The organism is Aquirufa lenticrescens, assembly GCF_019916085.1.
In the GTDB taxonomy this organism is placed as follows: domain Bacteria; phylum Bacteroidota; class Bacteroidia; order Cytophagales; family Spirosomataceae; genus Aquirufa; species Aquirufa lenticrescens.
Window position 1 is genome coordinate 1,284,430 of sequence record NZ_CP049834.1, and the last position, 24,641, is coordinate 1,309,070.

Consider the following 24,641-nt stretch of genomic DNA (forward strand, 5'->3'; position numbering starts at 1 on the left):
GATCTCGAGTTGCGCAACACTATTTAGAATTATTTTAAATAAGAATTTTTGCTAGTCGAGTATAGCAGGTTGTAATGAATAAGGTAAATTTGGTTTAACGATTTAAAAATGAAGAAGTTTGTCTTGGTTTTATTGCTTGGCTATATGCCGTTTATTCAAGCGCAACAGATAACCCTAAAGCAGTTATCCAACAACACATTTATTCATACCTCCTATTTACAAACAGATGATTTTGGCCATGTTCCTTGCAATGGTTTAGTGATTCGAAATGGCCAGCAGGCCCTTGTTTTTGATACCCCCACGGATGATAAAGGTGCAAAAGAATTAATTCGTCTGGTGCACGATTCCTTGCATTGTAAAGTCGTTATGGTTATTCCGACCCATTTTCACAACGATTGCTTAGGAGGCCTACAGGCTTTTCACGATGCCGGAATACCTTCCATAGCGAACGAATTAACGCTAGAATTAGCTAAAAATAGTCAGGTGGCTGTACCGGAATTTAGCTTTCATAAATCCTTTACCTTTAAAGTGGGAAAAGAAAAAGTGTTGATCAAGTTTTTAGGCCAAGGCCACACTCGGGATAATGTGGTGGGCTATTTTCCTAGCGAAAAGGTGTTGTTTGGGGGCTGTTTGATTAAAGAAATAGGCGCTTCTAAGGGTTATCTAGGAGATGCAAATGTGGAAGAATGGTCCGCAACAGTGAAAAGAGTTAAAAGGAAATTTCCCCGTGTGAAAGTGGTCGTGCCGGGTCATGGGGAAGCCGGGGATTCGAGTCTGCTTGATTATACCCGCAAACTATTCACAAAACAAAACTAAGTTTATCTGGTTAATAGCTTGAAAAATAGCTACTAAGATGAACATGAATCGCGAAGAGTTCTTACACAAATTATCTGGAGGTTTAGCCGCAACCTGCGTTGCTTGTTTGGCCGCCGCCTGTTCTTCAGAAAATCCTGGTCCTATTTCGCCGGCTACTGGATCCAATCCGACAGGAAATACCGCGGGGACCACAGTAAATTTAGATTCTGAGTTAAAAAATATCAATGATTTTGTTGCTAAAAACTCCACTATCATCATTCGCACCGCGTCCGGAAATGCCGTCACTAGTTTTTTAGCCTTCTCCTCGGTATGTCCTCACGCTGGAGCCACAGTAGAGTACAATAATTCTACCTCCTCCTTTTTATGTGCGGCCCATGGTTCCACCTTTAATTCTAATGGAGGTTTAGTGCAAGGTCCCGCGACTAAGGGACTCACGAAATTGACGGTTGAAATTACTGGGTCTACTTTAACGGTCAAGGCGTAAATTATTTTTATCTTTGATTTAGATAAAAATAATAACCCTATGAAAAAGTCTCTTGTTAAATCATTTGTTGCTTTAGCTCTATTAGCGTCTATGAGTTCATGCGCCACAGTACTTGGTGGAAGAGTTACGGAGTACCAACGTACAAAACCAGCACCAGGGAAACCTGCCAGAGAAATTAGAAGTGCAGCATTGATTGCTGATGTGATCTTGTTTTGGCCAGGTGCTATCGTTGACTTTGTAACCGGTGCGATTTACAGGCCACAATAATTTCGTCGACGAAAACCCTAGTTTCCATCGACTATTGGACTAAGTATTTGGTGATTCTGTGCGGAACTTTGGCCCAGTAAAAAAACCAACATCATATGAAAAAATACCTACCCATTTTAGTTGCAACACTACTTTTTACTTCCTGTAAAAAAGAGGAAGATATTCATCCGACAGATGACAACGAATTGATTACTCGTGTCGAGTTAAAATTTACAGATGTAACTGCAAAGACAACTCTTACCTATACTTTTCAAGACAAGGATGGGGATCCCAAAACCGCCCCGGAAAAGTTTGATAAAATCGTATTAAATAAGGGAGTAACCTATTCCGTTTCTGTAGGGGTTTATGACGATACGAAATCGCCAGTTGAAGATATTGCGGAGGAGATCGCTGAAGAATCAGATGTGCATTTATTTGTATATAAGGCTACACCGGCATCTTTATTAACGACGACTATTTTGGACAAAGATAAAAATGGTTTACCTATAGGTTTATCTTCCTCTATTTTGACTCAGTCTACAGCAGGAACGGGTAAATTAAATCTAATATTAAAACACCAACCTGAATTAAATGGGGTTCGTGTGAAGACGGGCCAGGAAGCCGGCGGAAGCACGGATATAGACTTGCTGTTTGATGTAGAAATAAAATAATTCCAGTGACTTAATTAGGAAGCCCTCATATGAGGGCTTTTTTTATGGTTAGCCTACAAGGTGTTCGTGGATTAAAAATTTATTTCATTAATTTGGACCAAATTCAAATAACGAATGAAAAAAGCACTTCTCATCATCTTCGGCCTAGTAGCCACTTCATTTTTAAGCCACGCGCAAAACGCTAAAGCACCTGCCGCCGTGCAGCCTAAAACAGCTGATTCTTCTGCCGCCAGGAAGCCCGCATCGAAGGCTAAATCTTACGATCAGGTAATCACCAAGGACGCTAAATCCAAGAAAGGATTATTCACCACGCATCAAATAGGCGATAAATTCTATTTCGAAATCCCGAAAAAACACTTGGGCAAAGACATGTTATTAGTTAGCCAAATCGCCAAACTTCCCACGGGTATTGGCGGAGGCTATGTGAATGCCGGAACCTCTTCGCACGAGCAATTGATCGTATGGGAAAAGTTCCAAGAAAAGATCTTAATCAAAATCAAATCCTATGCGGCAGTAGCCGCAGATTCATTGCCTATCAGTTTATCCGTAAAGGCAAATAATTACGAGCCTACGCTGTATATGTTTGACATTGAAACGTATAGCAAAGACTCTTCGAATGTCGTGATCGATGTGACCAAGTTTTATAGCAGTGACATTCCTGCGATGAGTGCATTAGATGCCTCTTTGCGCGTGACACACGGGGTAAGAAATTTAGATGCGTCTCGGAGTTTCATTCGTTCCATCAAATCATTCCCATTGAACATCGAGGTGTTACAAGATTTCACCTACAATGCTTCGAAACCATCTGCAACACCCTACACAGAGACCATCAGTTTGCAGATGAATCAGTCGATGATTTTATTGCCAGAGAAGCCGATGAAACCCCGTTTATTTGATGAGCGCGTGGGTTATTTCACCCAAAAGCAGTACGATTACTCTAGCGAGGAATTAAAATCCGTTCAAAAATCCTACATCCAACGCTGGCGCCTAGAGCCTAAAGATATGGCGGCTTACATGCGTGGCGAATTGGTGGAACCTATTAAGCCTATCGTTTATTACCTGGATCCAGCGACCCCGATGAAGCTTCGCAAGCACATGAAAAAAGGGGTGGAGAATTGGCAAAAAGCCTTTGAGGTTGCCGGGTTTAAAAATGCTATTATTTGCAAAGATCCACCGACCGCCGCGGAAGATCCAGATTTTTCACCAGAAGACATTCGGTATTCGGTGATTCGTTATGTGGCGAGTACTACTCGAAATGCAACAGGACCAAGCGTTAGTGACCCACGTTCTGGGGAGATTATTGAGAGTGACATTATTTGGTACCATAACCATTTGCGTTCGTACCGTAACCGGTTCTTGTTAGAAACCGGAGCTTCTAATCCGAATGCTCGTACGCTTAATACGCGCGAAGAGGACATTGGCGAAATGATGGAGATGGTGATTTCACATGAGGTGGGTCACGCTCTCGGTTTCCCACATAATATGGGCGCAAGTAGCTCTTATGAAGTGGAGAATTACCGCAAGGCAGATTTCACCAATAAAGAGGGGATCTCTGCTAGTATTATGGATTATGCGCGCTTTAATTACATCGCGCAGCCGGGTGATCAAGGGGTTCGCTATATTCGCAAAATGGGCCCATATGATGATTATGCCGTGAATTGGGGCTATCGGGTTTTACCAGACGCGGCTCGTCCAGAAGATGAAGTGCCTACGTTAGATAAGTGGATTGAGGCCAAAGCAGGGGATCCAAGATTCCGTTTTGGCAATCAAGGAACGACTTTTGATCCAAGTTCTCAAACGGAAGATATTGGAAATGATCCCATTCGTGCGAGTACCTATGGCGTGAAAAACTTGAAATATGTGGCTAAAAACCTAGCTGATTGGACGAGCAAAAAGACTAATGATTACGAGGATTTGATTGAATTAAATGATGAATTACTGAGTTCTTGGTCGCGTTATGTGGGCCACGTTACGACGATGGTGGGCGGCGTATATGAGCAATACGCTAAACCGAATCAAAACATTTCTTCCTATAATCCAGTACCGAAAGCGAGCCAACAAGCCGCTATTAACTGGATCATTTCAAATGTATTTACGAATGTGGATTGGTTGATTAATAGAGAAGTAGTGACCCACAACATGGCGGGTTATATCGATCGAATGAGAAGTCTACAAGTTAGTCCATTGAACCGCATGTTAAGTTTAGAGACTTTTGCGCGTTTGGATAACTCTGGTCTGACTACCCCAAATCATTACAAGACCATCGATCTTTTCCAAGATGTACGTGGAGGCATTTGGACTGAATTAGCAAGTGGCAAAAACATCGATCAATACCGTCGTAATTTACAAAAGGCCTACATTGAACGTATGAAAACGTTGATGACTGATCAGGCGCCTGCGCCTGCTGCTTTCGGTGGGCGCGAAACCTATCCTGTTGCACAATCCGATGTGCGCTCGATAGTACGTGGCGAATTGAAGGCGCTTCAGGCTAGTTTAGCGGCTTCGAAAGCGAAGTTTGCAGATAAAGAAGTGCGCTATCACTTGGATGATTGCTTAGAGCGCGTGAGTTTGATTTTGAATCCTAAGAAGTAGTTTTTAACAAGAAAAATTCGATGATTACCCCATTCAGAATATGCCAAATAAGATAGTGGCTTAATCGAATCAATAGTGAAGAAATAAAGCCACTCTTTTTCAGGTAAATCGCTTGTATTAAATTCATGGCAAAACCTGAAAGGAGCGCATATATGATAAACCAAAGTGGGCCACTTGGGAATTGTTCTAAAGGCTCACGTAAGGAAGTTAGAAGAGCGATTCCCCAAAACAGGGTGGGAATCGCTTTTTCATTTACATATCGATTTGAAAAAAACAGGACGATGCCAATGGGAATTAGTCGATAGAAAACCTCAATTTCAAAAGCCCCTGAAAAGAACAAAAACAGCGAGTAAGGAAATGGTTGCGTGTAGGGAGGGAGTACTTTGTGCGGAGGATGCTCTAACCCATATTCAACAATGAGTAAGTCTGTTAATCCAAAAGCCAATCCAATTAGCATTGGCATCCAAACTTTATTTTTTACCGAAATTTGGCTTTCCCAAAATTCAGGAATGCCAGCTTTGGGAATGAGGAAAATAAAAGGAATCCCAATGCACATAAAAAGCACATTTTCATAGTTCCAAATTCGCGGTGTGGCTATCTCAAAGGATGTTTGATGGCTAATGAAGATCCCTAGAATAGTTATAGCAAGGAATCCAAAGTAGATTACAAGCGAGCGGTTCATGGTTAGCGACTTTCTGCGTAGCTTTTAAAGTTATCTAAAATCATCTGCCAGCCGGCTTGTTGCATGTTCTCCAGGTTTTGATTTTCCGGCTCAAATTGTTCAGTTACTTTCGTGCCCATTTCGGTGGATGCGAAAGTAACCTTCATTTTACGGCCATCGCCGATAAGGATTTCGAGTGATTTTTGCTCCTCTATTTGTTGGAAAGTGCCCCAAAAATCAAAGCTCATCGACCCATCTCTTGCTGCCATCTCATAGTGAAATTCTCCACCGACTTGTAGGTCTGTTGTGGCTTTTGGGCAGTGCCAATCGGGAGAAGCAAAGTTCCAGTTTTGGATGTGTTCTGGAGAAGTCCATTTTTCCCAAACATGCGCGATGGGCGCATTTATCGTAGTTTCAATCGTAATGAAAGCCATTCTTATTTTTCTAATAAAGCGTTAACACACCAAAGCAATGGGCCTTGGCTGAGCAAATCTCCAACAATTCTTTTACGATCCCAAAAGTAGTAGTTTTTTCATCGTTATTTGGCCCCATCCATGGAGCTTTGTTTGGTTTTATCGGTTTGAGGCAAACGCCCTTTTGCGTTCGAAATTTTCAATACGACGGCATTCGGCCATCTGTTATTTGTGTAGAAGCGTTGGCCATTTACTGCGCTAATAGTTAAGCCTAATGGGCTAGCATGGACGTATGTTTTGGCATCAAAATCTTGCTTGTATTCCACCAGTTCGCTTTTGTAGCCCAAAATTTCTACTGTCGTTTTCTCGTTCCCAATCACATTCGAAAGCACAAAATGCTTGCGTTCCCCGTATTTCCAATCGTCCGGTGAAGAACGCAAAATGAAGGCATAGATGTATTTCTCATCGTTTGATTGTGTATACCAAACGCCCTCTTCCTTAATGATTGGCATGGGTTTCACGGCATAGATTGCCTCAGAATACGCGAAGTTCCAAAGCGCGATTTCACGCAGAATGGCCTCTTGCTCGATCTGAATTTCGCCATTCGGTTTAGGCCCTATATTTAGCAAGAAGTTCCCTCCTTTCGCCCGGATTTCTGCTAACATATTGATCACCGTTGTACCCGATTTTTGCGGATCATTCGTGGGTTTGTATTGCCAGTCCGTTCCCATCGTATAACAGGCCTCCCAAGGTCTAGGCAGTGAAGCATTCGGAGTCGTTTGTTCCGGCGTTTTCATCGCATCACGGGTGATAACTAAATCCGGATTGATTGACCAGGCAAATTCACGTAGACCATCGCCGGGGCCGTCGATGAATAGGATGTCAATTTTTCCGTATTGAGTAAGTAGCTCCTCCATTTGCGCCTTATCATATTCCATCAAACCCGGATTGGTCTTTGGATAATGGGCTGGATCTTGCGCTCGACCAATGGGCTGCTTGTGAGTATGTAAATAGTAGAAATCATCGGGGGAAAAGTAAAGTCCAACGGCTATGCCTTCGGCGCGGAATGCTTCTACGATTTCTTTTGTGATGTCCCTTTTAAACGGCGTGTTCATTACGTTGAATGGGGTCGTTTTCGTTTGGAACATCGCGAAACCCGCGTGGTGTTTGGCAGTGAATACCACGTATTTCATGCCGGCGAGCTTAGCTAGTTTCGCCCAGTCTTTGGGCCTAAACTGCTCCGGATTAAAAAAGCCCGGAAGCTCGTTGATGTATTTGTTCACATAGTCATCCGATGCGCCTGCCAGAGAATGGCTGATAACCGCACCTAAATTGACATCCACGTTCCAGTGAATAAACATCCCAAAACCCAAGTCTTGAAACCAATTCACACGCTCTGGTTTATTCGTCGTTTGCTGGGATAAGGCCGTGAAGCTGAGAAGGATAAGGAGGAAAATCTTTTTCATATAGGTAAAAGTCAAGATTCGAGTAAATCTACCTTTTTTATGGATAATTAGGTGCTTTAACTATATTTGCACAAACAAAATACAAGCACTATGATTATTGAACCTAGAATGAGAGGGTTTATCTGTTTGACATCACACCCGAAAGGTTGTGAAAAAAACGTCTTAAATCAAATTGACTATGTGAAGTCAAAGGGAGCCATCGATGGCCCTAAAAAAGTGCTTGTGATTGGAGCCTCGACAGGTTTTGGTTTAGCCTCTCGCATCACGAGTGCATTCGGATCGGATGCCGCGACGATAGGAGTTTTCTTTGAAAAAGCACCTGCAGAAGGCAAAACAGCTTCTCCAGGATATTATAATAGCCTCGCTTTCGAAGCAGCCGCAGGTAAAGCGGGTCTTTATGCGAAAAGCATTAACGGCGACGCGTTCTCTAACGAAGTAAAAGAGCAGACAATCGACTTAATCAAGGCGGATTTAGGCCAAGTGGATTTAGTAATCTACAGCTTAGCATCTCCGGTTCGCCAGCACCCGGTTACGGGCGTGTTACACCGTTCGGTTTTGAAGCCTATCGGTGATACGTTCACGGATAAAACGGTTGATTTCCACACGGGAATAGTTTCAGATGTGACGATTACACCTTGCAGCGATGAAGATATCGCGAATACGGTGGAAGTGATGGGTGGCGAAGACTGGCAGATGTGGATGGACGCCTTATTGAACGCGGGCGTTTTAGCGGAAGGTGCGATGACAGTTGCGTATTCGTACATTGGTCCAAAAGTAACGGAGCCAGTTTACCGCAAAGGAACAATCGGAATGGCGAAAGACCATTTAGAAGCGACGGCGTTTAAGATTACAGATGATTTGGCCAAAATAGGAGGCAAAGCCTTCGTTTCAGTGAACAAAGCCCTAGTAACGCAAGCAAGTTCAGCGATTCCAGTGATTCCCTTGTACATCTCTTTGCTTTACAAAATAATGAAGGCAGAAGGAACACACGAAGGTTGTATCGAGCAAATCCAACGCCTATTCAGCGCACGCCTTTATACAAACGGTTCGATTCCAGTAGACGAAAAGGGGCGTATCCGCATCGACGATTGGGAGATGAATCCAGAAGTTCAAAAAGAAGTGGCTGAATTATGGAAAGGAGCTACGACAGAAAACTTGACTGCGATTGGCGATTTAGCTGGTTATAAATCGGATTTCTTAAACTTATTTGGCTTCGGAATTGATGGCGTTGATTACGCTGCGGAGGCGAACGAAATGGTGGAGATTCCGGGATTGATTACGGTAGTGAAATAAAAAGAACTATATAAAGTCATAGTTAATTGGGTCAAAGTTGTGAAAAGCTCTGGCCCAATTTTATATATAAGAATATGAACATTTTCGAACGCATGCGTGCTGGCGGAATCATTCCGCATACTGACCCACAATGGGCGGAGGTTTGGGAGATCGTGAATCAAACGATTGCGCTTTCTGCTAAGCTGAATGCTTCAGGAAAAGTGGAGGAGATTCGCGCGATTTTATCTGAAATTTTAGGCCAAAGCATTGATCCATCGACGACGGTTTTAGCGCCTTTTTCAACCAATTTTGGGAAGCATACGACAATCGGGAAAAACGTGTTCATCAACCATGGTTGTTCGTTTTTAGACTTAGGTGGCATCACCATTGAGGACGATGTGTTGATCGGGCCGCAAGTGAAATTAGTGACTGAAAATCATCCGGTGGATCCTAGCAATCGCAAGAGCCTGGATGTGAAGTCTGTTCACATTGGGAAAAATGTTTGGTTGGGAGCTGGCGCCATTATTTTGCCGGGTGTTACCGTAGGCGAAAATTCGATTGTAGCAGCAGGTGCAGTGGTGACGAAAGATGTACCTGCTAATACGATTGTGGGTGGGGTGCCGGCGAAACACATAAAAAATATCTAGCCTTTTTCTGGCTCCGGCCTAGCATTAATTTATTTTATGATTTTTATAAAATAGTTTAAATTTTATTATTCATTAAGCCTGCTTAGTTTTGCATGCAAACGACTCTGACTCAATTAAATAAATCAATCAATTGTGTTAGTTTAATTAATGAAAAAATAATCAATAAAAGCCAGGCAAATTTTGCTTGGCTTTTTTTATTGGAAGTATTTCTGCTTGATCTGCTCTTTATTTTCGGCTAAATAAGCTAAGAATGCCTTCGAAACGGGGGACAAATTTTTATCCTTGTGCCAAATCAATTTCCATTTAGTAGAGATGGGTAAACCATCTCGTTCGATGATTTTTAAGGAACCTGATTTGATTTCATTTTTGATTCCAATGATGGGCATAATCGAATAGCCTAGGCCGGCAATAACGGCTTGCTTTACCGCTTCATTTGAGGTTAATTCAATTTTTTTCAAGCCATCCACTCCTTGCTTTTTGAAATAACTCTCCATTACTTTCCGGGTACCTGATCCGTATTCACGGAAAATGAGGGGCAGTTCGTTTTTGAAATCGAGGTAATTAAAAGTTGGTTTTATCTTGGCTGTTTCGCTATTTCCTATGAGGTATAAATCGTTTAAAAGCAGGTCGATGGAATCAAATGTGGGGTTATCTAAGGCATCTGAAACGAGACTAAAATCGACTTCGTTTTCTAGCTGACTTTCCATCACTTTTTCCCTATTTGTTACATCAATATTAATTTCTACGCCTGGATTTGAACGCAAGAATTCGGTCAAAAAATAAGGCAAAACATATTTCCCTGTCGAGACAATCGAAATCTTAAGGCGACCCACTAATTGGTCTTTGAAAGCCATCGTCTTGTAATTAATGGCGTAAACTTGTTCTAGGATACTTTTGGCTGATTCCGCAATCTCTTTACCAAAATCTGTAATGTAAATTTTCTTACCAATGATTTCGATAAGCGGAATGTCGAACTGCGCTTGTAGGTTTTTGATTTGAATCGATACAGCTGGCTGTGTAAGGTTCAGTTCTTCAGCCGCTTTGGTGATACTAGTAGTTTGTACCACCTTCAGAAAAATCTGCAATTGATTTAGGGTATAATTCATAATGCATCGTTATGTATTTCATTATAAACTTAAATAAAAATTAATGATAAATGAGCGTTTATTTTGCAATTAAATCAATCAACATGTCCGCCGCTTTAAAAATAGTCTTTGTTTTTTCTCATCTTCTCATAATCGGAGGATTACTCTTGTTGCTTTTTCAAGGACCTGATGTCATTCAGGAAAAGCTTTATCTATCGCTAGTAATTTTTACAACTTTAAATCTGGTTCGCCTTTTACAAAAAGGGGACGGGGAAAATCTACATGATCAACTTTGAATTACTTTCTTTCAATCTGACAAACCCCACCTTACTGTTTTTCATTCTGGGGGTTTTCGCAAAATATGTCAAGAGTGATTTAGAAGTTCCGGCGGCATCAAAAAACTTCATTTCACTGTATCTGCTATTCTCCATCGGATTTAATGGCGGTAGCGAATTAGCAGTGACCGGAATTACGAATGAAGTAATTGTTAGTCTCTTGTTTGGCATGTTATTAGCGTTGATTATACCCATTTATTCCTACTTCATTTTACGCATTAAATTAAATTCTTCTGACGCAGGTGCTATTGCAGCATCCTATGGCTCTGTCAGCGCAGTTACCTTTGTTTCTGCGGTGGCTTTTTTAGAAATGAATCAGCTAAAAGTAGGAGGAGAAATGGTGGCCGTCATGGCGTCTATGGAGTTCCCTGCCATTATTATGGGAGTTATTTTAATGAATCTATTTCCGGACAAAAAAGAGAATGCCCCTGTCCAATGGAAGGAGGCTATGAAACACTCCTTGACGAATGGAAGTGTGCTCATGATTTTTGGAAGTTTACTCATTGGATTCGTCTCTGATTCGTCTCAATCCATCGGAATTAAGCATTTTACTTCAGATATATTCAAAGGTTTTTTAGCCATCTTTTTGTTAGATATGGGGATGGTGGCTGCTAGCAGGTTTAAGGCGTTTAAAAAACAGGGGTCTTTTTTATTGCTTTTTGCCTTGCTAGTGCCCCTTTTTAATGGGGTATCTGTCGCCTTTATTTCACAATTCATCACTATTGATGTGGGGAATAGACTGATATTCTCGATTTTGGCAGCCAGCGCTTCCTACATTGCAGTACCTGCAGCGATGCGTTTAGTGGCCCCGAAAGCGGATCCGGGAATCTATATTCCAATGGCATTAGGCGTTACATTCCCCTTAAACATTACGATTGGATTGCCTCTGTATATGCAAATTATCCATGGCTAGTGAACACTATTTCTACGGGCGAAAAGTCGTCATTGCGACAAAACACCAAAAGGAACAGGTGATTGGACCGGCATTACATGAGGCGTATGGGATGGAATATGTCGTTTCAGAAAAAGTAGATACGGATCGATGGGGCACATTCACAGGAGAAGTGGAGCGTGTATTAACACCAGTCGAGGCAGCTAGGCAAAAATGCATTTTAGCTTTAGCGGAATGTGATGCAGATTTTGCCATTGGTTCAGAAGGATCTTTTGGCCCACATCCTACGCTGTATTTTCTGCCTGCGGATGAAGAAATTCTGCTACTGTTGGACCGAAAAAGGGGGTTGGAGATTGTGGTAAAGCACACCAGCCTGCTAACAAATTATGCCTCATTTGAGCAAGGTTCAGAGCAGGATTTAGCCGATTTTTTACAACAAATTAAATTTCCTAGTCATGGTTTACATGTGAAAAGTCCAGAGGCTTACGTGGCGAAAGGAATTAGATCTGAAGATCGATTAAACCAAGCGATTCAGGAGGCTGTTAATCGCTTTGGAACCTATACCTTGGAGACCGATATGCGTGCGATGAATAATCCGACTCGGATGTCTGTTATACAGGAGCTGGCGGGAAAATTAGTGGAGAAGATGAAGAGCTGTTGTCCTACCTGCCAAAGACCTGGATTTAGCCCCACCGATGTTATTCGTGGCCTGGTTTGTTCTTGTTGCTCCTTACCTACGAAATCACTTAAATCGCTTATTTATAGTTGTGAAGGATGCCACTATACAACTTGTGTTGATTTCCCTGATTCGAAAACGATGGAGGACCCTATGTTTTGTGATTTTTGTAACCCCTAAGTATACTATGATTACGTCTGATATTTCGCTTGTTAAAGACCACTTAGAAAAAGGTGAAGTGGTGGGGATTCCTACGGAAACCGTCTATGGTTTAGCGGCTAACATTTACGATGAACATGCGATTGCGAAGATTTTTAGTACCAAAGGAAGGCCAAATACGAACCCTTTGATTGTACACGTAAAATCGATGGAACAAGCGCACACTTTGGTGTCGCATTTTCCTCCAAAAGCCTCCCTTTTAGCGGAGCGTTTTTGGCCTGGTTCCCTCACCTTAATCCTGCCTAAAAGTGAGTTGATTTCTGATGCTATAACTGCTCAGCAATCGACAGTTGCCATAAGAATGCCTAACCACCATACAACTTTAGCCTTGTTGGAAACCCTAGACTTCCCTTTAGCGGCTCCCAGCGCAAATCCCTATAACAGAATTAGCCCTACCTGCGCTGCACATGTGGAGAATTATTTCCCTCAAATTCCCATCTTAGAAGGCGGTAATTGCGAAGCAGGTGTAGAGTCGACCATTCTCTCTTTTGATGGAGATGAGGTCGTTTTACTGCGGCATGGCGCTATTTCAATGGAGCAAATTGAGGAGGTAGTCGGACGTATTTTGGACAGAACATCTTCCGAATCCGTGCACCTTGCACCCGGCAGAAGCAAGAAGCATTATTCGCCTTTGTGTGAATTAATTATTAGCTATGAACCGCTGTTTATGCTGAGTGCCGTTCAGCAGAAGAAAGTGGCTATTTTATGGTTTAAAGAAGTGAAAATTGATAGTCCCAAAGTCACCATCAACCACATTCTCTCTCCTAGTGGAAGTTTTAAAGAAGCGGCCGCTAACATGTATGACGCTTTGCATCAATTAGAAAAATCAGGGGTAGAATTAATTATTGTAGAGCGTCTGCCTAATTATAATTTGGGTCGTACCATTAATGACCGATTTGAAAGAGCCGCCGCGAAATGAAAAAACAATTACTAGTTAATGCTAAAATCGTCAATGAAGGCACCTCCTTTTTTTCGGATGTGTTGATTCATCACGGCCGAATTGAAAAAATTGCCACCCATATTTCTGATCCTAATGCGAACGTTTTCGACATCAATGGGAATTATTTGATCCCAGGAATGATCGATGATCAGGTGCATTTTAGAGATCCGGGATTAACGTATAAAGGTAATTTAACGACAGAATCTAGAGCGGCAGTGGCAGGCGGCGTGACCTCCTTTATGGATATGCCTAACACTGTTCCTAATACGCTTACCCGTGATTTACTAGAGCAAAAATACCAAGCCGCGGCGCAGCAATCGCTCGCTAATTATTCCTTTTTCATGGGGGTAACCGCCGGGAATTTAGAGGAGGCTTTACGGGTAGATAATGAGAGCGTTTGTGGTATTACGGATGATGGGTTGTACTTTAATGAGCAGCAAATTCTAGCAAATAACCCGGAATATTTGGAAAAATTATTCTCGCGGGTAGAAACCTTGGTTGCCTTACATAGCGAGGACGAATCCATTATTGATCAAAATTACGAGCGGTATTTTACCGAAACGAAAGGCCAAATTCCCTTTGCTTTGCATGCTAAAATTCGAAGTACAGAGGCCTGCGTGACGGCCACCAAACGGGTTTTGGACATACAATCAAAATACCAAAATAGACTCCATTTTTTCCACATTTCCACTGGCGAAGAAGCGATGCTTTTCCCCGCCTCTACCGATTATAGAAACAAACGAGTAACAGCAGAAGCCTGTATTCATCACCTGTGGTTTACGGAAAAAGACTATGAAAAAAGAGGAGGCGATATTAAATGGAATCCCGCTATCAAGACAGAATTTGATCGTGTTACGTTAATCCAAGCGCTTAAAGAAGGGCGCATCGATATCATCGCCTCAGACCACGCTCCTCACAGTAGGGAAGAAAAACAAGGGACCTACGAACAAGTAAAATCAGGCGCACCTATCGTACAGCATACCTTGCCACTTTTGTTTGAATTAGCTTCTCGCGGGGAAATTTCCGTCGAACAAATTGTCGAAAAAACGAGTCATCGGGTGGCGGATATCTATCGCTTAAAAGAGAGAGGCTACTTGCGCGAAGGCTACTATGCGGATGTCGTGGAATTAAGGCTAAATGCTCCGTGGGAAATTACTTCATCATCCCTTTTGTATAAGTGTGGTTGGGCGCCGGTAGTGGGGGAGCGACTTTCTGCTAAAGTCAAGCGTACGTTTGTGAATGGGAATCTCGTTTTTCAGGAGGATGTGTTTATGTCGGATGCCAAAGGTTCTCGATTATTCTTCGAAAAGAGTAGGTAAGCTCTTCAGCTTTCCGTTTAAATAATAATTCGTTTTGCATGAGTTGAAATGTCGTACTTGCAGACTATGACAACATCACGCAAAACTTCTTTGACCGCCGGTATTCTCTACCTAGTGACCTTTATTTCCATACCAACTTTATCGCTGTACCATGAAATTCACCTGCCTAATTTTGTTATCAGCTCAGCTCCATCGACTGATGTAGTGCTCGGAGGGATGTTAGAATTGGTGATGGCTTTGGCCTGCATAGGTACTGCGCTGGCGTTTTATCCAGTCTTGAAGAAGCAAAACGAAATGCTTGCGTTGGGTTTTGTGGCTGCTCGGATTTTAGAAGCTACTTTGATTTTTGCAGGTGTGGCGAGTTTATTTACGGTCTTAAATTTGCGCTCTCTAGGTGCAGAAGCACAGGTGGTTTCCCGAGGATTAGTGATGCTCTATGATCGTTTGTTTTTGATTAGCCAAAGTTTCATCCCCGCCGTCAATGGGTTATTGTTAGGATCACTTTTGTATCAAACACGTTTAGTACCTCGCATTTTACCCATTATAGGGATCATCGGCGCCTTTACTTTAGTAGCCGGTGATGTAGCCGTTTTGTATGGAGTGTATGATCAGCGCGCGCCCATTGCGGGATTATCCGCGGTTCCGATTGCCCTTTGGGAATTTTCATTGGGGATTTATTTGACGTTTAAAGGATTTAAAGAAAATGCCGTAATTTTAGGCTAATGAAAATCCCTATTTACCAAGTCGACGCCTTTACGAACGAACGATTTAAAGGCAATCCTGCTGCCGTTTGCCCCTTGGATACATGGCTTCCAGATGCCGTGATGCAAAATATTGCAGCGGAGAATAATTTAGCAGAAACCGCCTTTATAGTTCCCGCTGGGAATGCATACGAAATCCGCTGGTTTACACCCACCGTTGAAGTGGATTTATGTGGTCACGCGACCTTAGCGAGCGCGTATGTTTTGTTCAATGAATTGGGTTTTGCTGGGGAACAAATCAACTTCATTTCTCATCGAAGCGGTCCTTTATCTGTGACAAAGATCGGCGCTATTTTAGCTTTGAATTTTCCGGTGGATACCTTATCGGAATTACCCTTAAGTCCAGCGTTTGCGATTGGATTGTCTCAGGCGCCTGTCAAAGTTTTCAAAGGCAAAACGGACTACTTATTTGTCTACAATTCGGAAGCAGAAATCTTGGCTTTGCAACCCGATTTCGAAGCATTAAAAACACATCCTGTTCGCGGGATTATCGTAACGGCCCCTGGCGAAACGACGGATTTTGTATCTCGCTTTTTTGGCCCAGCTTGTGGAGTAAATGAAGACCCGGTGACGGGTTCAGCGCACACGACTTTGACACCATATTGGTCTTCAGTTTTAGGTAAATCGGAATTAACGGCTCGTCAATTATCTTTACGGACAGGGGACTTAACCTGCAAATTAGTGGGCGATCGCGTGGAAATTGCGGGCGAAGCTGTGTTATATTTGCGGGGCGAGATTAATGTATAAAGATGAAAAACAGTAAACCAGCAAAGTCAGTCGGAATGCTATCGAAACAACAAAAGCCTGTTTCAGATGTGCACCACAAAGCAGGTCTTATTCCTAAAAGTCCATTCAAAAGTAATTTGGTAAAAACAGTTAATAAACGAGTAAACAACCCTTTTAAATTATAATGATCATGAAAAAATTATTCACTTTTTTTGCCATCTTAGCCATGGCCACTAGCTTAACAGCTCAAACTCCGAAAGCGAATTTGGTTAAAGATTGGGAGCGCGCACGTGCTTACACGAAAGAGTATTTAGATGCGATGCCTGAATCAGGTTTTGCTCTAAAACCTACGAAAGAAATGCGTTCTTTTGCAGGCCAAATGCTTCACTTAAGTGATGCGATTTATGGTATCGTAGGAATGGCTACTGATGTGGCGCCTACTGCCAAAGATTTAGAGAAATCGAATGACGTAGCGAAAGCAAGCGTAACGGAGAAAGTGTTAGCAGCCTATGATTTTGCCATCAATGCCATTAAAAATGCACCGGATGCAAAATTAGGCGAGTCAATTAAATTATTTGGCCGTTTTGATGTAACGCGTGGACAAGCAATCGATAAAGCGTTTGAACACCAAACACACCACCGTGGTCAAGCAACTGTATACATTCGCTTAGCGGGTGCGACTCCTCCAGCAGAGAAGTTGTTCTAGTCTGAAACATTCTTTCTAGAAAAGGGTTTGTCTTTTATAGGCAAGCCCTTTTTTTATGCAAGGCGTTAAAAAACAACATTTACCCTCCAAAATCTGCCCCGTTTGCAATCGCCCTTTCGCCTGGCGCAAGAAGTGGGAGAAGAATTGGGATCAACTCATCTATTGTGGTGAAAAGTGCAGACGTAGCAAATAAGTTTTCGGACGAAGATATCGACCGCATCATCCAAATGGCTTGGGAAGATCGAACGCCTTTTGAGGCGATCGAATTTCAGTTTGGCCTGAAGGAAAAAGAGGTCATCGAATTCATGCGTTTGAATAGCAAGGAGTCGAGTTTCCGCATGTGGCGCAAGCGAATGACTGGTCGCGGCACAAAACATCTGCAAAAACGCGTGGCCGTAGATCCCCGTTTCAAATGCACCCTGCAACGCAGCATCAGCCTGAATAAAATCAGTAAGCGCTAATGAAGTTTTCGACAAAATACGAAGAAATACTAGCACAAATCGATCAATTTGACGTAGAGAAATACGCTCGTTCGCGCAACTTCATCACCGGAGGTGTGTCCTATCTTTCCCCCTATTTATCCCGTGGATTTATCACGGTTCCCCAAGTGGTGAAGCGACTAAAAGACCGCGGAATTGGTTTAGCACAAGGCGAAAAATTCATCCAAGAATTAGCCTGGCGCGAATTTTATACGCGCACTTGGTTTCAAAAGGGCGATGCTATTTTCGACGATATTCGCCATCCACAGGAGGGAATTGAACGCTTTGGAATTCCTCGTGCAGTGCTAGAATCTACAACAGGAATTCAAGCATTAGATGGGGCATTAAAGAACTTCCCAGAAACTGGATATTTACACAATCACCTACGCATGTACCTCGCCGCCACGATTTGTAATGTGGCGAAATACCATTGGCTGGAACCTGCTCAATGGATGTATTACCATTTGTTGGACGGCGATTTAGCGAGTAATGCGCTGAGTTGGCAATGGTGCGCCGGAACGTTTAGTAATAAGTTGTATTATGCGAACCAGGAGAATATCAATCGCTATACAAGCAGCCAGCAAAGAGGGACTTTTTTAGATTTCGAATACGAGGATTTGCCCTTGCAATCGGTTCCCGATCATTTACAACGATCGGTTGAGGCGGAACTTGTTTTCACTCCGCCTAAGACGCAGCCGCTAGTCATTCAGTCCGAAGTGCCTACTTTCATCTATACCCATTATACGCTTGATCCCACATTCCACGAGGGGGAAGTCGGTAACCGTATTTTGGTTTTAGAACCGAGCCATTTTGCAAAGCACCCGATGGCCCCTAAGACGATTGAATTCATCCTATCACTGGCTGAAAACATACCGGGAATTCAAGTCTATTATGGAGAATATGCGGACCTTAATTTGAAAGGCATTTTCCGCGATCACCCGATCAATGCTCATTTTCAAGGTGTTCGGGAAGTGCATCCAAGTTTAGCGCCCGGCTTGCAAGGGGAGTTTAATAGCTTCTTTTCTTTTTGGAATAAATTAAGCAGACAACTGAGCTAAGAAAGTTTCCGCGCGCGAAAGATGTGCCTCTCTTTTTTCCAAAGGCATCTTGTCCCAGGTGCTGATCAACATGGCCCAGCGCGGATTTTTACGGAACGTTTCACGCTGTTTATCTAAGAATCGCCAAAACAAACCATCCCAAATCTCCTGCCATTCGCCTTTCGGATAATCACTCATTTTCAAGATGTAATTCGAGCCGCAGATATAGGGTTTCGTGGTCATCAACCCACCATCGCTGAATTGTGACATGCCATAAATATTGGGCACCATCACCCAGTCGTACGCGTCGATGTACAGTTCCATGAACCAGCGATAAACCGCATCCGGTTTGATTTCGCACAATAGCATAAAATTTCCCAGCACCATCAAGCGCTCGATATGGTGATTGTAACCTGTCTTTAAGAGCTTACGAATCGTTTGGTCGATCGGTTCCACCCCTGTTGTTCCATTGTAAAAGGCCGCAGGCATTTTTTTAGTAAACCCCCAATAATTCGTGGTTCGCTGTTGAACCCCGATTTTTCGATAGAGTAATTGAACAAATTCCCGCCAACCTACCACTTGACGGATAAATCCCTCCACGCTATTCAAGGGTGCAGCGGAGGCCGCAACGCGTTCAATAACTTGAGCTGGATTCAGTAATCCTACATTAATCAGAGGGCTCAAAATACTGTGAAACAAGGTCTTTTCATTCGCCTTGATGGCGTCTTCATAATCCCCAAAAAGCGGAATCCTTTCCTGAATGAATTGATCCAAAGCGGCCTCCGCTTCCGCATGTGTCACCGGGTAATAAGCCCCTGAAAATGGTCGCTCGGAAGAACCTGGATTGTCCGGAAAATTAGCAGTAACATAGTCGATCGCCTCGAGGATATAATCGTTTGGAACAGCCTCTGGAAACGGTGCCGGGATGAAGGTATTCTTCGGTATTTTCTTACGATTATCCGCATCAAAAGTCCATTGGCCACCCATTGGCTTCCCGTCGTCTTCTAGTAGAATCCCGCGGTCTTTTCGCTGCTGGGTGTAAAAGGCCGTTTGGAAATAAGGCTTGCGTGTACCGAGCAGTGCGGTGTCAGTATTGAGGAAGTTCGGGCTTGCTAGCAATTGAACGTCGCTAGCTCGTCGAAGTCTGCGTTCTAGTAAGTAATCATTCGGATCGAAAAGCGTAATGGAACCTGTTATCGACGCGATCAGTTCGACTTCCGAGGCGCGTGGATCCTGCGCATCGATATATTCAACCGTTTTACCAGCCGCACGAAGTCGATCTGCAAAGGCGCGCATGCTCGCCCGATGGAAGAGTATTTTCTGCTTGTGAAAGGCGTATTGTTTGAAGAATAAATTAGATTCGATGAGGTAAAACACACCCGCTTCTTGAGCGAGGGTCTCTTCAAATAATTGGTGCGGAAAGATTAGGAATGCGCTCATTTGTTCACGTGTTTTTGGAGGATTCGCGCCCCCTCTTGCCGGGCCTTTTTCGTTTTCCGCATCGCCCAAACTTGGTCCGACGCCGTCTTTCTTGTCACACTCAAATCCACGACCGGAGCGGGATAATCCACCTCTATTTTGACCCCGTACAACGTTTGCTCCATCTCACTTAATTTCCAAGGTTCGTGAATCAAGGTAGGCGGAATCGATGCTAATTCCGGCACCCATTTTTTAATGAAAATTCCGTCTGGATCATGGGCATAAGAATTCTTAATCGGGTTATATATTCGAATGGTATTAATACCTGTTACACCCGCTTGCATCTGGATTTGTGGGTAATGAATACCGGGTTCGTAGTCGAGAAATTGTCGTGCTAGAAAATGCGCTAAATCCCGCCAATCCTGCCATAGATTAAAGACAAAAAAGGATACGACCATCGCCCGCATTCGAAAGTTTAAATAACCTGTTGCGACCACACAACGCATACACGCATCGATGAGAGGAACTCCGGTTTGGCCGTTTTGCCAAGCCTGAATCAAGAACTCATCGCGGTCTTTCTCGAGCGCTTTATAGGCCTTATTTACAGGTTCAAATTCCATTCTCGATTCATCCTCAAACTTCTGCATGAAATGACCTTGCCAATGCAATCGGGAGGTGAAATTAGAGAGAGCCCGTTTATTCACAGCGGTCTTATAATGCTGCATCGTGAACGTATGAGCCATCCGCATGCTGATATTTCCGTAGGCTAAATAAGGAGAAATCCGGCTGCATCCGCGCCTACTTGCCTCAGGTTTGCTGATGGAAAAACTATAATCTTTATGCCGTGATTCAATGAAACTTTTCAGGTATTTCCAGCCCCAATATTCGCCACCTTCTTGGAAAATGGGATTCCTGGTTTTAAAAGCAAGTGGCAGTTCTGGACCTTTAAAAGTATCATAAAATTCAGGCGATAAACGCAGCAAATTCCAGTTATCCTCTCGAACAAAATAGGGTTCGTGCCGCATCGTCTCTTCCCAACGTTGTTGCCATGTTTTACGCGATTTCAATCGACGAATCACACCGCCGGTGGGCGTTTCGTTCCAGTTAATTCCTGCACTCGAGCAAAAAGCTGATACCGCTTTGTCCCGTTGAAAACTCAAATCATTTCCAATCTCCTGATGGGAGAAAATTTGGCGAATTTCATATTGCTCCGATAGCGCCTGAAACACCGGCAATACCTCTGAATGAAAGAGGTAAAGGATTCCGTTTCGGTCCTCTAATCGCCCCTGCATCTCGACTAAAGATTCATGGATAAATCGCCAATGGCGGACATCACTGTCTGGGAAAGCGATCAGGGATGGCTCAAAGAAATAAACCAATAACACCGGTATATCAGAATCCAAAGCCCGGTACAATGGCTCGTGGTCCGTAAAGCGGAGATCACGTTTGAACCAGACGATGTTGACAGGAGTTTTGGCCATAAATTACTAACTGAAAAAACCCATAGGATGTTTTCAGAAAGAAAAAGCGTACCTTTGCACCGGTTTTTAACCTTAATGTATCAAAATGAAACAATTTATAACCCTTTGCTTTATCCTCTTTGCGACCAGCACCCTAAGCGCCCAAACAGGAAGCATCGAAATGAGTACCGGTGGATTCTCTTTCATCCCTGCTTTTACCTCGAAAGAGCCTAATATCATTATCAATGCAAGTACAAATCCGAAACGCAAGTTGACTGGTGCTGTGATGTATATGATGCGTATGCAGAGTATGACGCCTACGACGGTGGTCTTATTTACCCGCTATCGATTTATTGACAAGAAGTTTAAGGCGACAGCAGGCATCCACATGCCCGCGTTTCAAATGACGAAGGATTATGCGGTGACGAGTTTCTTCGGACGTGAATTGAATATGTCCTATCCCCTGACTGAAAAACTGACCTTAGGTTCTTTTATTTTGAATGGAGAAGCACGTAATACGGATTTTAAAGTAACTCTAGTCTCTGGAAATACGCATTACCGCCACAAGAATTGGGGCTTTTTAACACAGGGATATTACTTATCCGTGGGAGATTTAACCGGAGTAGCGGAGACGATCTCGTATGATATCAATTCTCATTTTCAGGCCAAAGCCTTTGGTAATTATACCCTAACGGATGGCAATATTATTGCAACGGTCGGCTTAAAATACAACCTATAAGTTTTTCGCTTTAAAGGTCCACGTGAACTGAAATTCAGCCACGATTTCACCCGCCTGATTTTTACCGATGGAAGTAGAGAGGAGCTTCGAGCCCTCTTTATTTTCGAGGGCATCATTGACAGCTTGTTGGAAAGCAAGACCATCTGCGCAGGTAAAAATGATCGCCCCGGTCGCCTTCTTCACGAACTTCGCTTCGAGCTTTTCGACTAACATACTCACCGCCGGCTGGCGCTTATATACCTGACCAAAAGCCAACATTCCACAACTCATCTCCGCCGCCATCGCCTCTACTGCGAAGTACATCGATCGAAACGGATTCTGATTAAACCACGAAAGCTTCACGCGAACCCCACACGATTGCTCATCGAAATGCGCCATCGATAGCCCGGCCCAAAAGGCGGATGATAGTTTTTGGAAAACAAAAAACTTGAATAATACCGGATTCGTAATGATCCGCTTGAAAGTGGGGAAATGTGGGTTCATAGCTAGCAATGTTCTGAACCAAAGATATAAAAAAAGGGGCATTTCTGCCCCCTTATTCTAATAACTCAATCCATGCCCAAACGCAAACAAGCCATAACCTGGACCTTCCATATACCCCGGAACGTCTGATTTATTCGCCTCTACCGCCGCCTGATTTATTGGAGTGGTGAATGGCATTTTCCCAGTCGGTTTATAAGCACCCGTCACGATATCAAGAAGTGCTTCTTGGGTTGTTCCAAATGTCGCGATGATCGAAGAAGCTTTTCCCTTATCGATCTCTTCAATCACCCATGGATTCGTGTAATTGATAGCTACGATCGTCGGTTTGGCATTCAATACTTCATTCACATGATTCACATCAATGCGATTCTTAGATAGATTCAAATCGATTTTCGAACCCTGTGAGCTGAATAAGCCCCCTGAAGTAGGAACTAGCCACAACAAAACGACATCAGCCTCTTCCTTTGTGGATACGAATTCCAAACCAGGATAATTGGGTTTCGACACTTTGATCGCTTCACCGGCGTTGCGGCCGGACTGGAAAAACGTCTCGAAGTATACTTTGGTTTTCTTCGCTAGAGGTAAACGCTTGTCGTCATTACGCAATAAGACAATCGATTTGCGTAGTGCTAAATCGGCTGCAGCCACCGCCTCCTTATTTCCCACTGTCTTCACTGCATTTTCCACATTCACATACGGATTCTCAAAAAGACCTAAGTCGAATTTCTCCTTTAATAATTTCGCCACCGATTGGTTGATGCGTTCTTCCGAAACCAATCCAGTTTTCACCACTTCGATCAAGGTCGTAGGATCCGCCGCACCAGAGAAGATATCCACTCCCGCGTTTAACGCTTTTTTATAACGCTCAGGAATGCTGATATTTTCCACACCCCAAGGCATCATTTCGATAGGACCCGTGTCCGAATTGATGATTCCGTGGAAGCCTAATTTATCCTGTAATAAATCACCGATCATTGCCTTGTTATACGAGAATCCTACCTCCTCGAATTCCTTTCCTTTGGGAGCAGAATAATACGGCATAATAGCGGAAGTTCCGGCAGCAATCGCTGCCTTAAATGGCTTCACGTGGTAATCGAACATTCCCCCAGGATAATGCGCAAACTTACCCCAATCGAAGTGTGAATCTTGTCCGTCCACTTGTGGGCCACCGCCCGGGAAGTGTTTCGTAGTCATCGCTACTGATGAGCTAGAAAGCTTCGTTCCTTGGAAGCCTAGAACAATCTCTGTAATCATCTTCGACGCCAGATCCGCATCTTCCCCAAAAGTACCCTCAACGCGACCCCAGCGTGGTTCAGTCGCTAAATCCGCCATATACATATAGCCTTTGCGAAGACCTACAGCGCGCCATTCGGCTGAAGCTGTTTCCGCAAACTTACGAGTTAGTTCAAAGTCGCGCATCGCCGCTAGACCTAATTCGCCAGGCCATTTAGAGAAAGCGGTAACTCCCACACTTAAACCTACTGATGCATCTGTAGTCACGTGATTACGCGGATTCGAAGCTACGATCGCCGGAATGCCTAGACGAGTGGACTCACAAAGTTCCTGTAAGTTATTCGACCATTTGGCCATAATCTCAGGCGACGCATTCGCGCGCAAAATGAAATGGCGCAGGTGATATTTCGTTACCCCTTTTGTAGTACCCGCCGCAGACATGTTAGGAGCGCCTAAAGGCTTGCGGGTGAACATATTCGTGTTTTGGACTAAATCCTCTTCATTAAATCCTTCGGTGATCGGCGTTCTTGGACCTCCACCCTGTACTCCATTCGCGAACACTTGATCTCCGCCCATGCGCGTCGTGCTGATAAGCATGAAACCGAGTTTTTCCTCGACGGTCATTTGGGACACTAAATCCTTCACACGCACGTCCACAGGCAAGCGCCAGTCTTCGTATTTGTCTAGTTTATTATTCTTGTTTAAGTCTTTAAAGGACAACTTTCCGACCCGAAGAGTAGGCGTTTTCATAGCGACAACGACAGGTTGCGTTTGGGCTAATAGTGAACTAGAAGCAAAAAGCAAGGCAATAAGCACACGAGATTTCATAGGTTTTTTCTTTCTTTGTATAGGAAAGCAAAACTG

26 protein-coding genes are annotated in these 24,641 nt (G+C 43.4%); 18 read left to right on the forward strand and 8 right to left on the reverse strand.

Going from position 1 to position 24,641, the window contains the following annotated elements:
• Positions 1-108 precede the first annotated feature (108 nt).
• The 5 genes from bla (at position 109) to G9X62_RS05815 (ending at position 4,809) form a co-directional block, all read left to right on the forward strand.
• The gene (gene bla / locus G9X62_RS05795; protein WP_223129802.1) at positions 109-816 is read left to right on the forward strand and encodes a subclass B1 metallo-beta-lactamase; all 708 of its coding nucleotides are present in this window, start codon (positions 109-111) and stop codon (positions 814-816) included.
• 37 nt (positions 817-853) lie between these two features.
• On the forward strand, positions 854-1,300 hold the full coding sequence (locus tag G9X62_RS05800) for a QcrA and Rieske domain-containing protein (protein ID WP_223129803.1): 447 nt from the start codon (positions 854-856) through the stop codon (positions 1,298-1,300).
• A 90-nt stretch (positions 1,301-1,390) separates the two neighbouring features.
• Positions 1,391-1,567 carry a hypothetical protein gene (locus tag G9X62_RS05805; protein WP_261345490.1) on the forward strand — a complete coding sequence of 59 codons (177 nt, stop codon included), beginning with the start codon at positions 1,391-1,393 and terminating at the stop codon, positions 1,565-1,567.
• A 95-nt stretch (positions 1,568-1,662) separates the two neighbouring features.
• On the forward strand, positions 1,663-2,217 hold the full coding sequence (locus G9X62_RS05810) for a hypothetical protein (protein ID WP_223129805.1): 555 nt from the start codon (positions 1,663-1,665) through the stop codon (positions 2,215-2,217).
• A 114-nt stretch (positions 2,218-2,331) separates the two neighbouring features.
• The gene (locus G9X62_RS05815; RefSeq protein WP_223129806.1) at positions 2,332-4,809 is read left to right on the forward strand and encodes a zinc-dependent metalloprotease; all 2,478 of its coding nucleotides are present in this window, start codon (positions 2,332-2,334) and stop codon (positions 4,807-4,809) included.
• On the opposite strand, the gene G9X62_RS05820 is transcribed toward G9X62_RS05815, so the two are convergent.
• The 3 genes from G9X62_RS05820 to G9X62_RS05830 form a co-directional block, all read right to left on the reverse strand.
• Complete coding sequence (locus tag G9X62_RS05820) at positions 4,799-5,491, reverse strand: hypothetical protein (RefSeq protein WP_223129807.1); 693 nt, start codon at positions 5,489-5,491, stop codon at positions 4,799-4,801. The two genes, G9X62_RS05815 and G9X62_RS05820, sit on opposite strands and share 11 nt — an antisense overlap.
• A gap of 2 nt (positions 5,492-5,493) precedes the next feature.
• Positions 5,494-5,904 carry an SRPBCC domain-containing protein gene (locus G9X62_RS05825; RefSeq protein WP_223129808.1) on the reverse strand — a complete coding sequence of 137 codons (411 nt, stop codon included), beginning with the start codon at positions 5,902-5,904 and terminating at the stop codon, positions 5,494-5,496.
• A gap of 104 nt (positions 5,905-6,008) precedes the next feature.
• Complete coding sequence (locus G9X62_RS05830; protein ID WP_223129809.1) at positions 6,009-7,349, reverse strand: alpha-L-fucosidase; 1,341 nt, start codon at positions 7,347-7,349, stop codon at positions 6,009-6,011.
• A gap of 90 nt (positions 7,350-7,439) precedes the next feature.
• Here G9X62_RS05830 and fabV point away from each other — a divergent pair, with 90 nt between their 5' ends.
• Positions 7,440-8,642: an enoyl-ACP reductase FabV gene (fabV, locus tag G9X62_RS05835; RefSeq protein WP_223129810.1), complete on the forward strand. Its 1,203-nt coding sequence runs from the start codon at positions 7,440-7,442 to the stop codon at positions 8,640-8,642.
• A 74-nt stretch (positions 8,643-8,716) separates the two neighbouring features.
• Positions 8,717-9,268, forward strand: coding sequence for a sugar O-acetyltransferase (locus tag G9X62_RS05840; protein ID WP_223129811.1), 552 nt, complete (start codon positions 8,717-8,719; stop codon positions 9,266-9,268).
• 194 nt (positions 9,269-9,462) lie between these two features.
• Here G9X62_RS05840 and G9X62_RS05845 read toward each other — a convergent pair whose 3' ends face one another.
• Entirely contained in the window at positions 9,463-10,374 is a 912-nt protein-coding gene (locus G9X62_RS05845; protein ID WP_223129812.1) for a LysR family transcriptional regulator, read from the reverse strand.
• A gap of 261 nt (positions 10,375-10,635) precedes the next feature.
• Here G9X62_RS05845 and G9X62_RS05850 point away from each other — a divergent pair, with 261 nt between their 5' ends.
• The 10 genes from G9X62_RS05850 (at position 10,636) to G9X62_RS05895 (ending at position 18,464) form a co-directional block, all read left to right on the forward strand.
• Positions 10,636-11,601, forward strand: coding sequence for a sodium-dependent bicarbonate transport family permease (locus G9X62_RS05850; protein ID WP_315857598.1), 966 nt, complete (start codon positions 10,636-10,638; stop codon positions 11,599-11,601).
• The gene (locus tag G9X62_RS05855) at positions 11,594-12,436 is read left to right on the forward strand and encodes a DUF6671 family protein (RefSeq protein WP_223129813.1); all 843 of its coding nucleotides are present in this window, start codon (positions 11,594-11,596) and stop codon (positions 12,434-12,436) included. Before G9X62_RS05850 ends, G9X62_RS05855 begins: the two co-directional genes overlap by 8 nt.
• Positions 12,437-12,443: 7 nt before the next feature.
• A complete protein-coding gene (locus G9X62_RS05860) occupies positions 12,444-13,394 on the forward strand; it encodes an L-threonylcarbamoyladenylate synthase (protein WP_223129814.1) in 951 nt (316 codons plus the stop codon).
• On the forward strand, positions 13,391-14,734 hold the full coding sequence (locus G9X62_RS05865; RefSeq protein ID WP_223129815.1) for a dihydroorotase: 1,344 nt from the start codon (positions 13,391-13,393) through the stop codon (positions 14,732-14,734). Before G9X62_RS05860 ends, G9X62_RS05865 begins: the two co-directional genes overlap by 4 nt.
• A 66-nt stretch (positions 14,735-14,800) precedes the next feature.
• Entirely contained in the window at positions 14,801-15,457 is a 657-nt protein-coding gene (locus G9X62_RS05870; protein ID WP_223129816.1) for a DUF4386 domain-containing protein, read from the forward strand.
• Positions 15,457-16,242, forward strand: coding sequence for a PhzF family phenazine biosynthesis protein (locus G9X62_RS05875; protein WP_223129817.1), 786 nt, complete (start codon positions 15,457-15,459; stop codon positions 16,240-16,242). The genes G9X62_RS05870 and G9X62_RS05875 overlap by 1 nt, the downstream gene beginning before the upstream one ends.
• A 169-nt stretch (positions 16,243-16,411) precedes the next feature.
• A complete protein-coding gene (locus G9X62_RS05880) occupies positions 16,412-16,927 on the forward strand; it encodes a DinB family protein (protein ID WP_261345491.1) in 516 nt (171 codons plus the stop codon).
• Positions 16,928-16,982: 55 nt separating this feature from the next.
• Positions 16,983-17,120 (forward strand): DUF2256 domain-containing protein, encoded by a 138-nt coding sequence (locus G9X62_RS05885; RefSeq protein ID WP_223129818.1) that lies wholly within the window; start codon positions 16,983-16,985, stop codon positions 17,118-17,120.
• Positions 17,095-17,388 (forward strand): TIGR03643 family protein, encoded by a 294-nt coding sequence (locus tag G9X62_RS05890; RefSeq protein ID WP_223129819.1) that lies wholly within the window; start codon positions 17,095-17,097, stop codon positions 17,386-17,388. The genes G9X62_RS05885 and G9X62_RS05890 overlap by 26 nt, the downstream gene beginning before the upstream one ends.
• Entirely contained in the window at positions 17,388-18,464 is a 1,077-nt protein-coding gene (locus G9X62_RS05895; RefSeq protein ID WP_223129820.1) for an FAD-binding domain-containing protein, read from the forward strand. The genes G9X62_RS05890 and G9X62_RS05895 overlap by 1 nt, the downstream gene beginning before the upstream one ends.
• Here the strand turns inward: G9X62_RS05895 and G9X62_RS05900 are convergent.
• On the reverse strand, positions 18,444-19,883 hold the full coding sequence (locus tag G9X62_RS05900; protein ID WP_223129821.1) for a cryptochrome/photolyase family protein: 1,440 nt from the start codon (positions 19,881-19,883) through the stop codon (positions 18,444-18,446). The genes G9X62_RS05895 and G9X62_RS05900 overlap by 21 nt on opposite strands.
• Complete coding sequence (locus G9X62_RS05905) at positions 19,880-21,343, reverse strand: cryptochrome/deoxyribodipyrimidine photo-lyase family protein (RefSeq protein WP_223129822.1); 1,464 nt, start codon at positions 21,341-21,343, stop codon at positions 19,880-19,882. The genes G9X62_RS05900 and G9X62_RS05905 overlap by 4 nt, the downstream gene beginning before the upstream one ends.
• An 85-nt stretch (positions 21,344-21,428) precedes the next feature.
• Here G9X62_RS05905 and G9X62_RS05910 point away from each other — a divergent pair, with 85 nt between their 5' ends.
• Positions 21,429-22,061: a hypothetical protein gene (locus G9X62_RS05910; protein ID WP_223129823.1), complete on the forward strand. Its 633-nt coding sequence runs from the start codon at positions 21,429-21,431 to the stop codon at positions 22,059-22,061.
• Here the strand turns inward: G9X62_RS05910 and G9X62_RS05915 are convergent.
• A complete protein-coding gene (locus G9X62_RS05915; RefSeq protein ID WP_223129824.1) occupies positions 22,056-22,544 on the reverse strand; it encodes a DUF4442 domain-containing protein in 489 nt (162 codons plus the stop codon). The genes G9X62_RS05910 and G9X62_RS05915 overlap by 6 nt on opposite strands.
• Positions 22,545-22,601: 57 nt before the next feature.
• A complete protein-coding gene (locus G9X62_RS05920; RefSeq protein ID WP_223129825.1) occupies positions 22,602-24,605 on the reverse strand; it encodes a glycoside hydrolase family 3 protein in 2,004 nt (667 codons plus the stop codon).
• Between the last annotated feature and the right edge of the window lie 36 nt (positions 24,606-24,641).

Bases quoted from the DNA above. Each gene is read 5' to 3' on its own strand.
- G9X62_RS05905 (WP_223129822.1), bottom strand. From the start codon at position 21,343: ATGGCCAAAACTCCTGTCAACATCGTCTGGTTCAAACGTGATCTCCGC.
- G9X62_RS05845 (WP_223129812.1), bottom strand. From the start codon at position 10,374: ATGAATTATACCCTAAATCAATTGCAGATTTTTCTGAAGGTGGTACAA.
- G9X62_RS05875 (WP_223129817.1), top strand. From the start codon at position 15,457: ATGAAAATCCCTATTTACCAAGTCGACGCCTTTACGAACGAACGATTT.
- bla (WP_223129802.1), top strand. From the start codon at position 109: ATGAAGAAGTTTGTCTTGGTTTTATTGCTTGGCTATATGCCGTTTATT.
- G9X62_RS05880 (WP_261345491.1), top strand. From the start codon at position 16,412: ATGAAAAAATTATTCACTTTTTTTGCCATCTTAGCCATGGCCACTAGC.
- G9X62_RS05895 (WP_223129820.1), top strand. From the start codon at position 17,388: ATGAAGTTTTCGACAAAATACGAAGAAATACTAGCACAAATCGATCAA.
- fabV (WP_223129810.1), top strand. From the start codon at position 7,440: ATGATTATTGAACCTAGAATGAGAGGGTTTATCTGTTTGACATCACAC.
- G9X62_RS05915 (WP_223129824.1), bottom strand. From the start codon at position 22,544: ATGAACCCACATTTCCCCACTTTCAAGCGGATCATTACGAATCCGGTA.
- G9X62_RS05830 (WP_223129809.1), bottom strand. From the start codon at position 7,349: ATGAAAAAGATTTTCCTCCTTATCCTTCTCAGCTTCACGGCCTTATCC.
- G9X62_RS05865 (WP_223129815.1), top strand. From the start codon at position 13,391: ATGAAAAAACAATTACTAGTTAATGCTAAAATCGTCAATGAAGGCACC.
- G9X62_RS05860 (WP_223129814.1), top strand. From the start codon at position 12,444: ATGATTACGTCTGATATTTCGCTTGTTAAAGACCACTTAGAAAAAGGT.
- G9X62_RS05820 (WP_223129807.1), bottom strand. From the start codon at position 5,491: ATGAACCGCTCGCTTGTAATCTACTTTGGATTCCTTGCTATAACTATT.
- G9X62_RS05900 (WP_223129821.1), bottom strand. From the start codon at position 19,883: ATGAGCGCATTCCTAATCTTTCCGCACCAATTATTTGAAGAGACCCTC.
- G9X62_RS05870 (WP_223129816.1), top strand. From the start codon at position 14,801: ATGACAACATCACGCAAAACTTCTTTGACCGCCGGTATTCTCTACCTA.
- G9X62_RS05850 (WP_315857598.1), top strand. From the start codon at position 10,636: ATGATCAACTTTGAATTACTTTCTTTCAATCTGACAAACCCCACCTTA.
- G9X62_RS05920 (WP_223129825.1), bottom strand. From the start codon at position 24,605: ATGAAATCTCGTGTGCTTATTGCCTTGCTTTTTGCTTCTAGTTCACTA.
- G9X62_RS05825 (WP_223129808.1), bottom strand. From the start codon at position 5,904: ATGGCTTTCATTACGATTGAAACTACGATAAATGCGCCCATCGCGCAT.
- G9X62_RS05885 (WP_223129818.1), top strand. From the start codon at position 16,983: ATGCAAGGCGTTAAAAAACAACATTTACCCTCCAAAATCTGCCCCGTT.
- G9X62_RS05810 (WP_223129805.1), top strand. From the start codon at position 1,663: ATGAAAAAATACCTACCCATTTTAGTTGCAACACTACTTTTTACTTCC.
- G9X62_RS05840 (WP_223129811.1), top strand. From the start codon at position 8,717: ATGAACATTTTCGAACGCATGCGTGCTGGCGGAATCATTCCGCATACT.
- G9X62_RS05800 (WP_223129803.1), top strand. From the start codon at position 854: ATGAACATGAATCGCGAAGAGTTCTTACACAAATTATCTGGAGGTTTA.
- G9X62_RS05855 (WP_223129813.1), top strand. From the start codon at position 11,594: ATGGCTAGTGAACACTATTTCTACGGGCGAAAAGTCGTCATTGCGACA.
- G9X62_RS05805 (WP_261345490.1), top strand. From the start codon at position 1,391: ATGAGTTCATGCGCCACAGTACTTGGTGGAAGAGTTACGGAGTACCAA.
- G9X62_RS05910 (WP_223129823.1), top strand. From the start codon at position 21,429: ATGAAACAATTTATAACCCTTTGCTTTATCCTCTTTGCGACCAGCACC.
- G9X62_RS05815 (WP_223129806.1), top strand. From the start codon at position 2,332: ATGAAAAAAGCACTTCTCATCATCTTCGGCCTAGTAGCCACTTCATTT.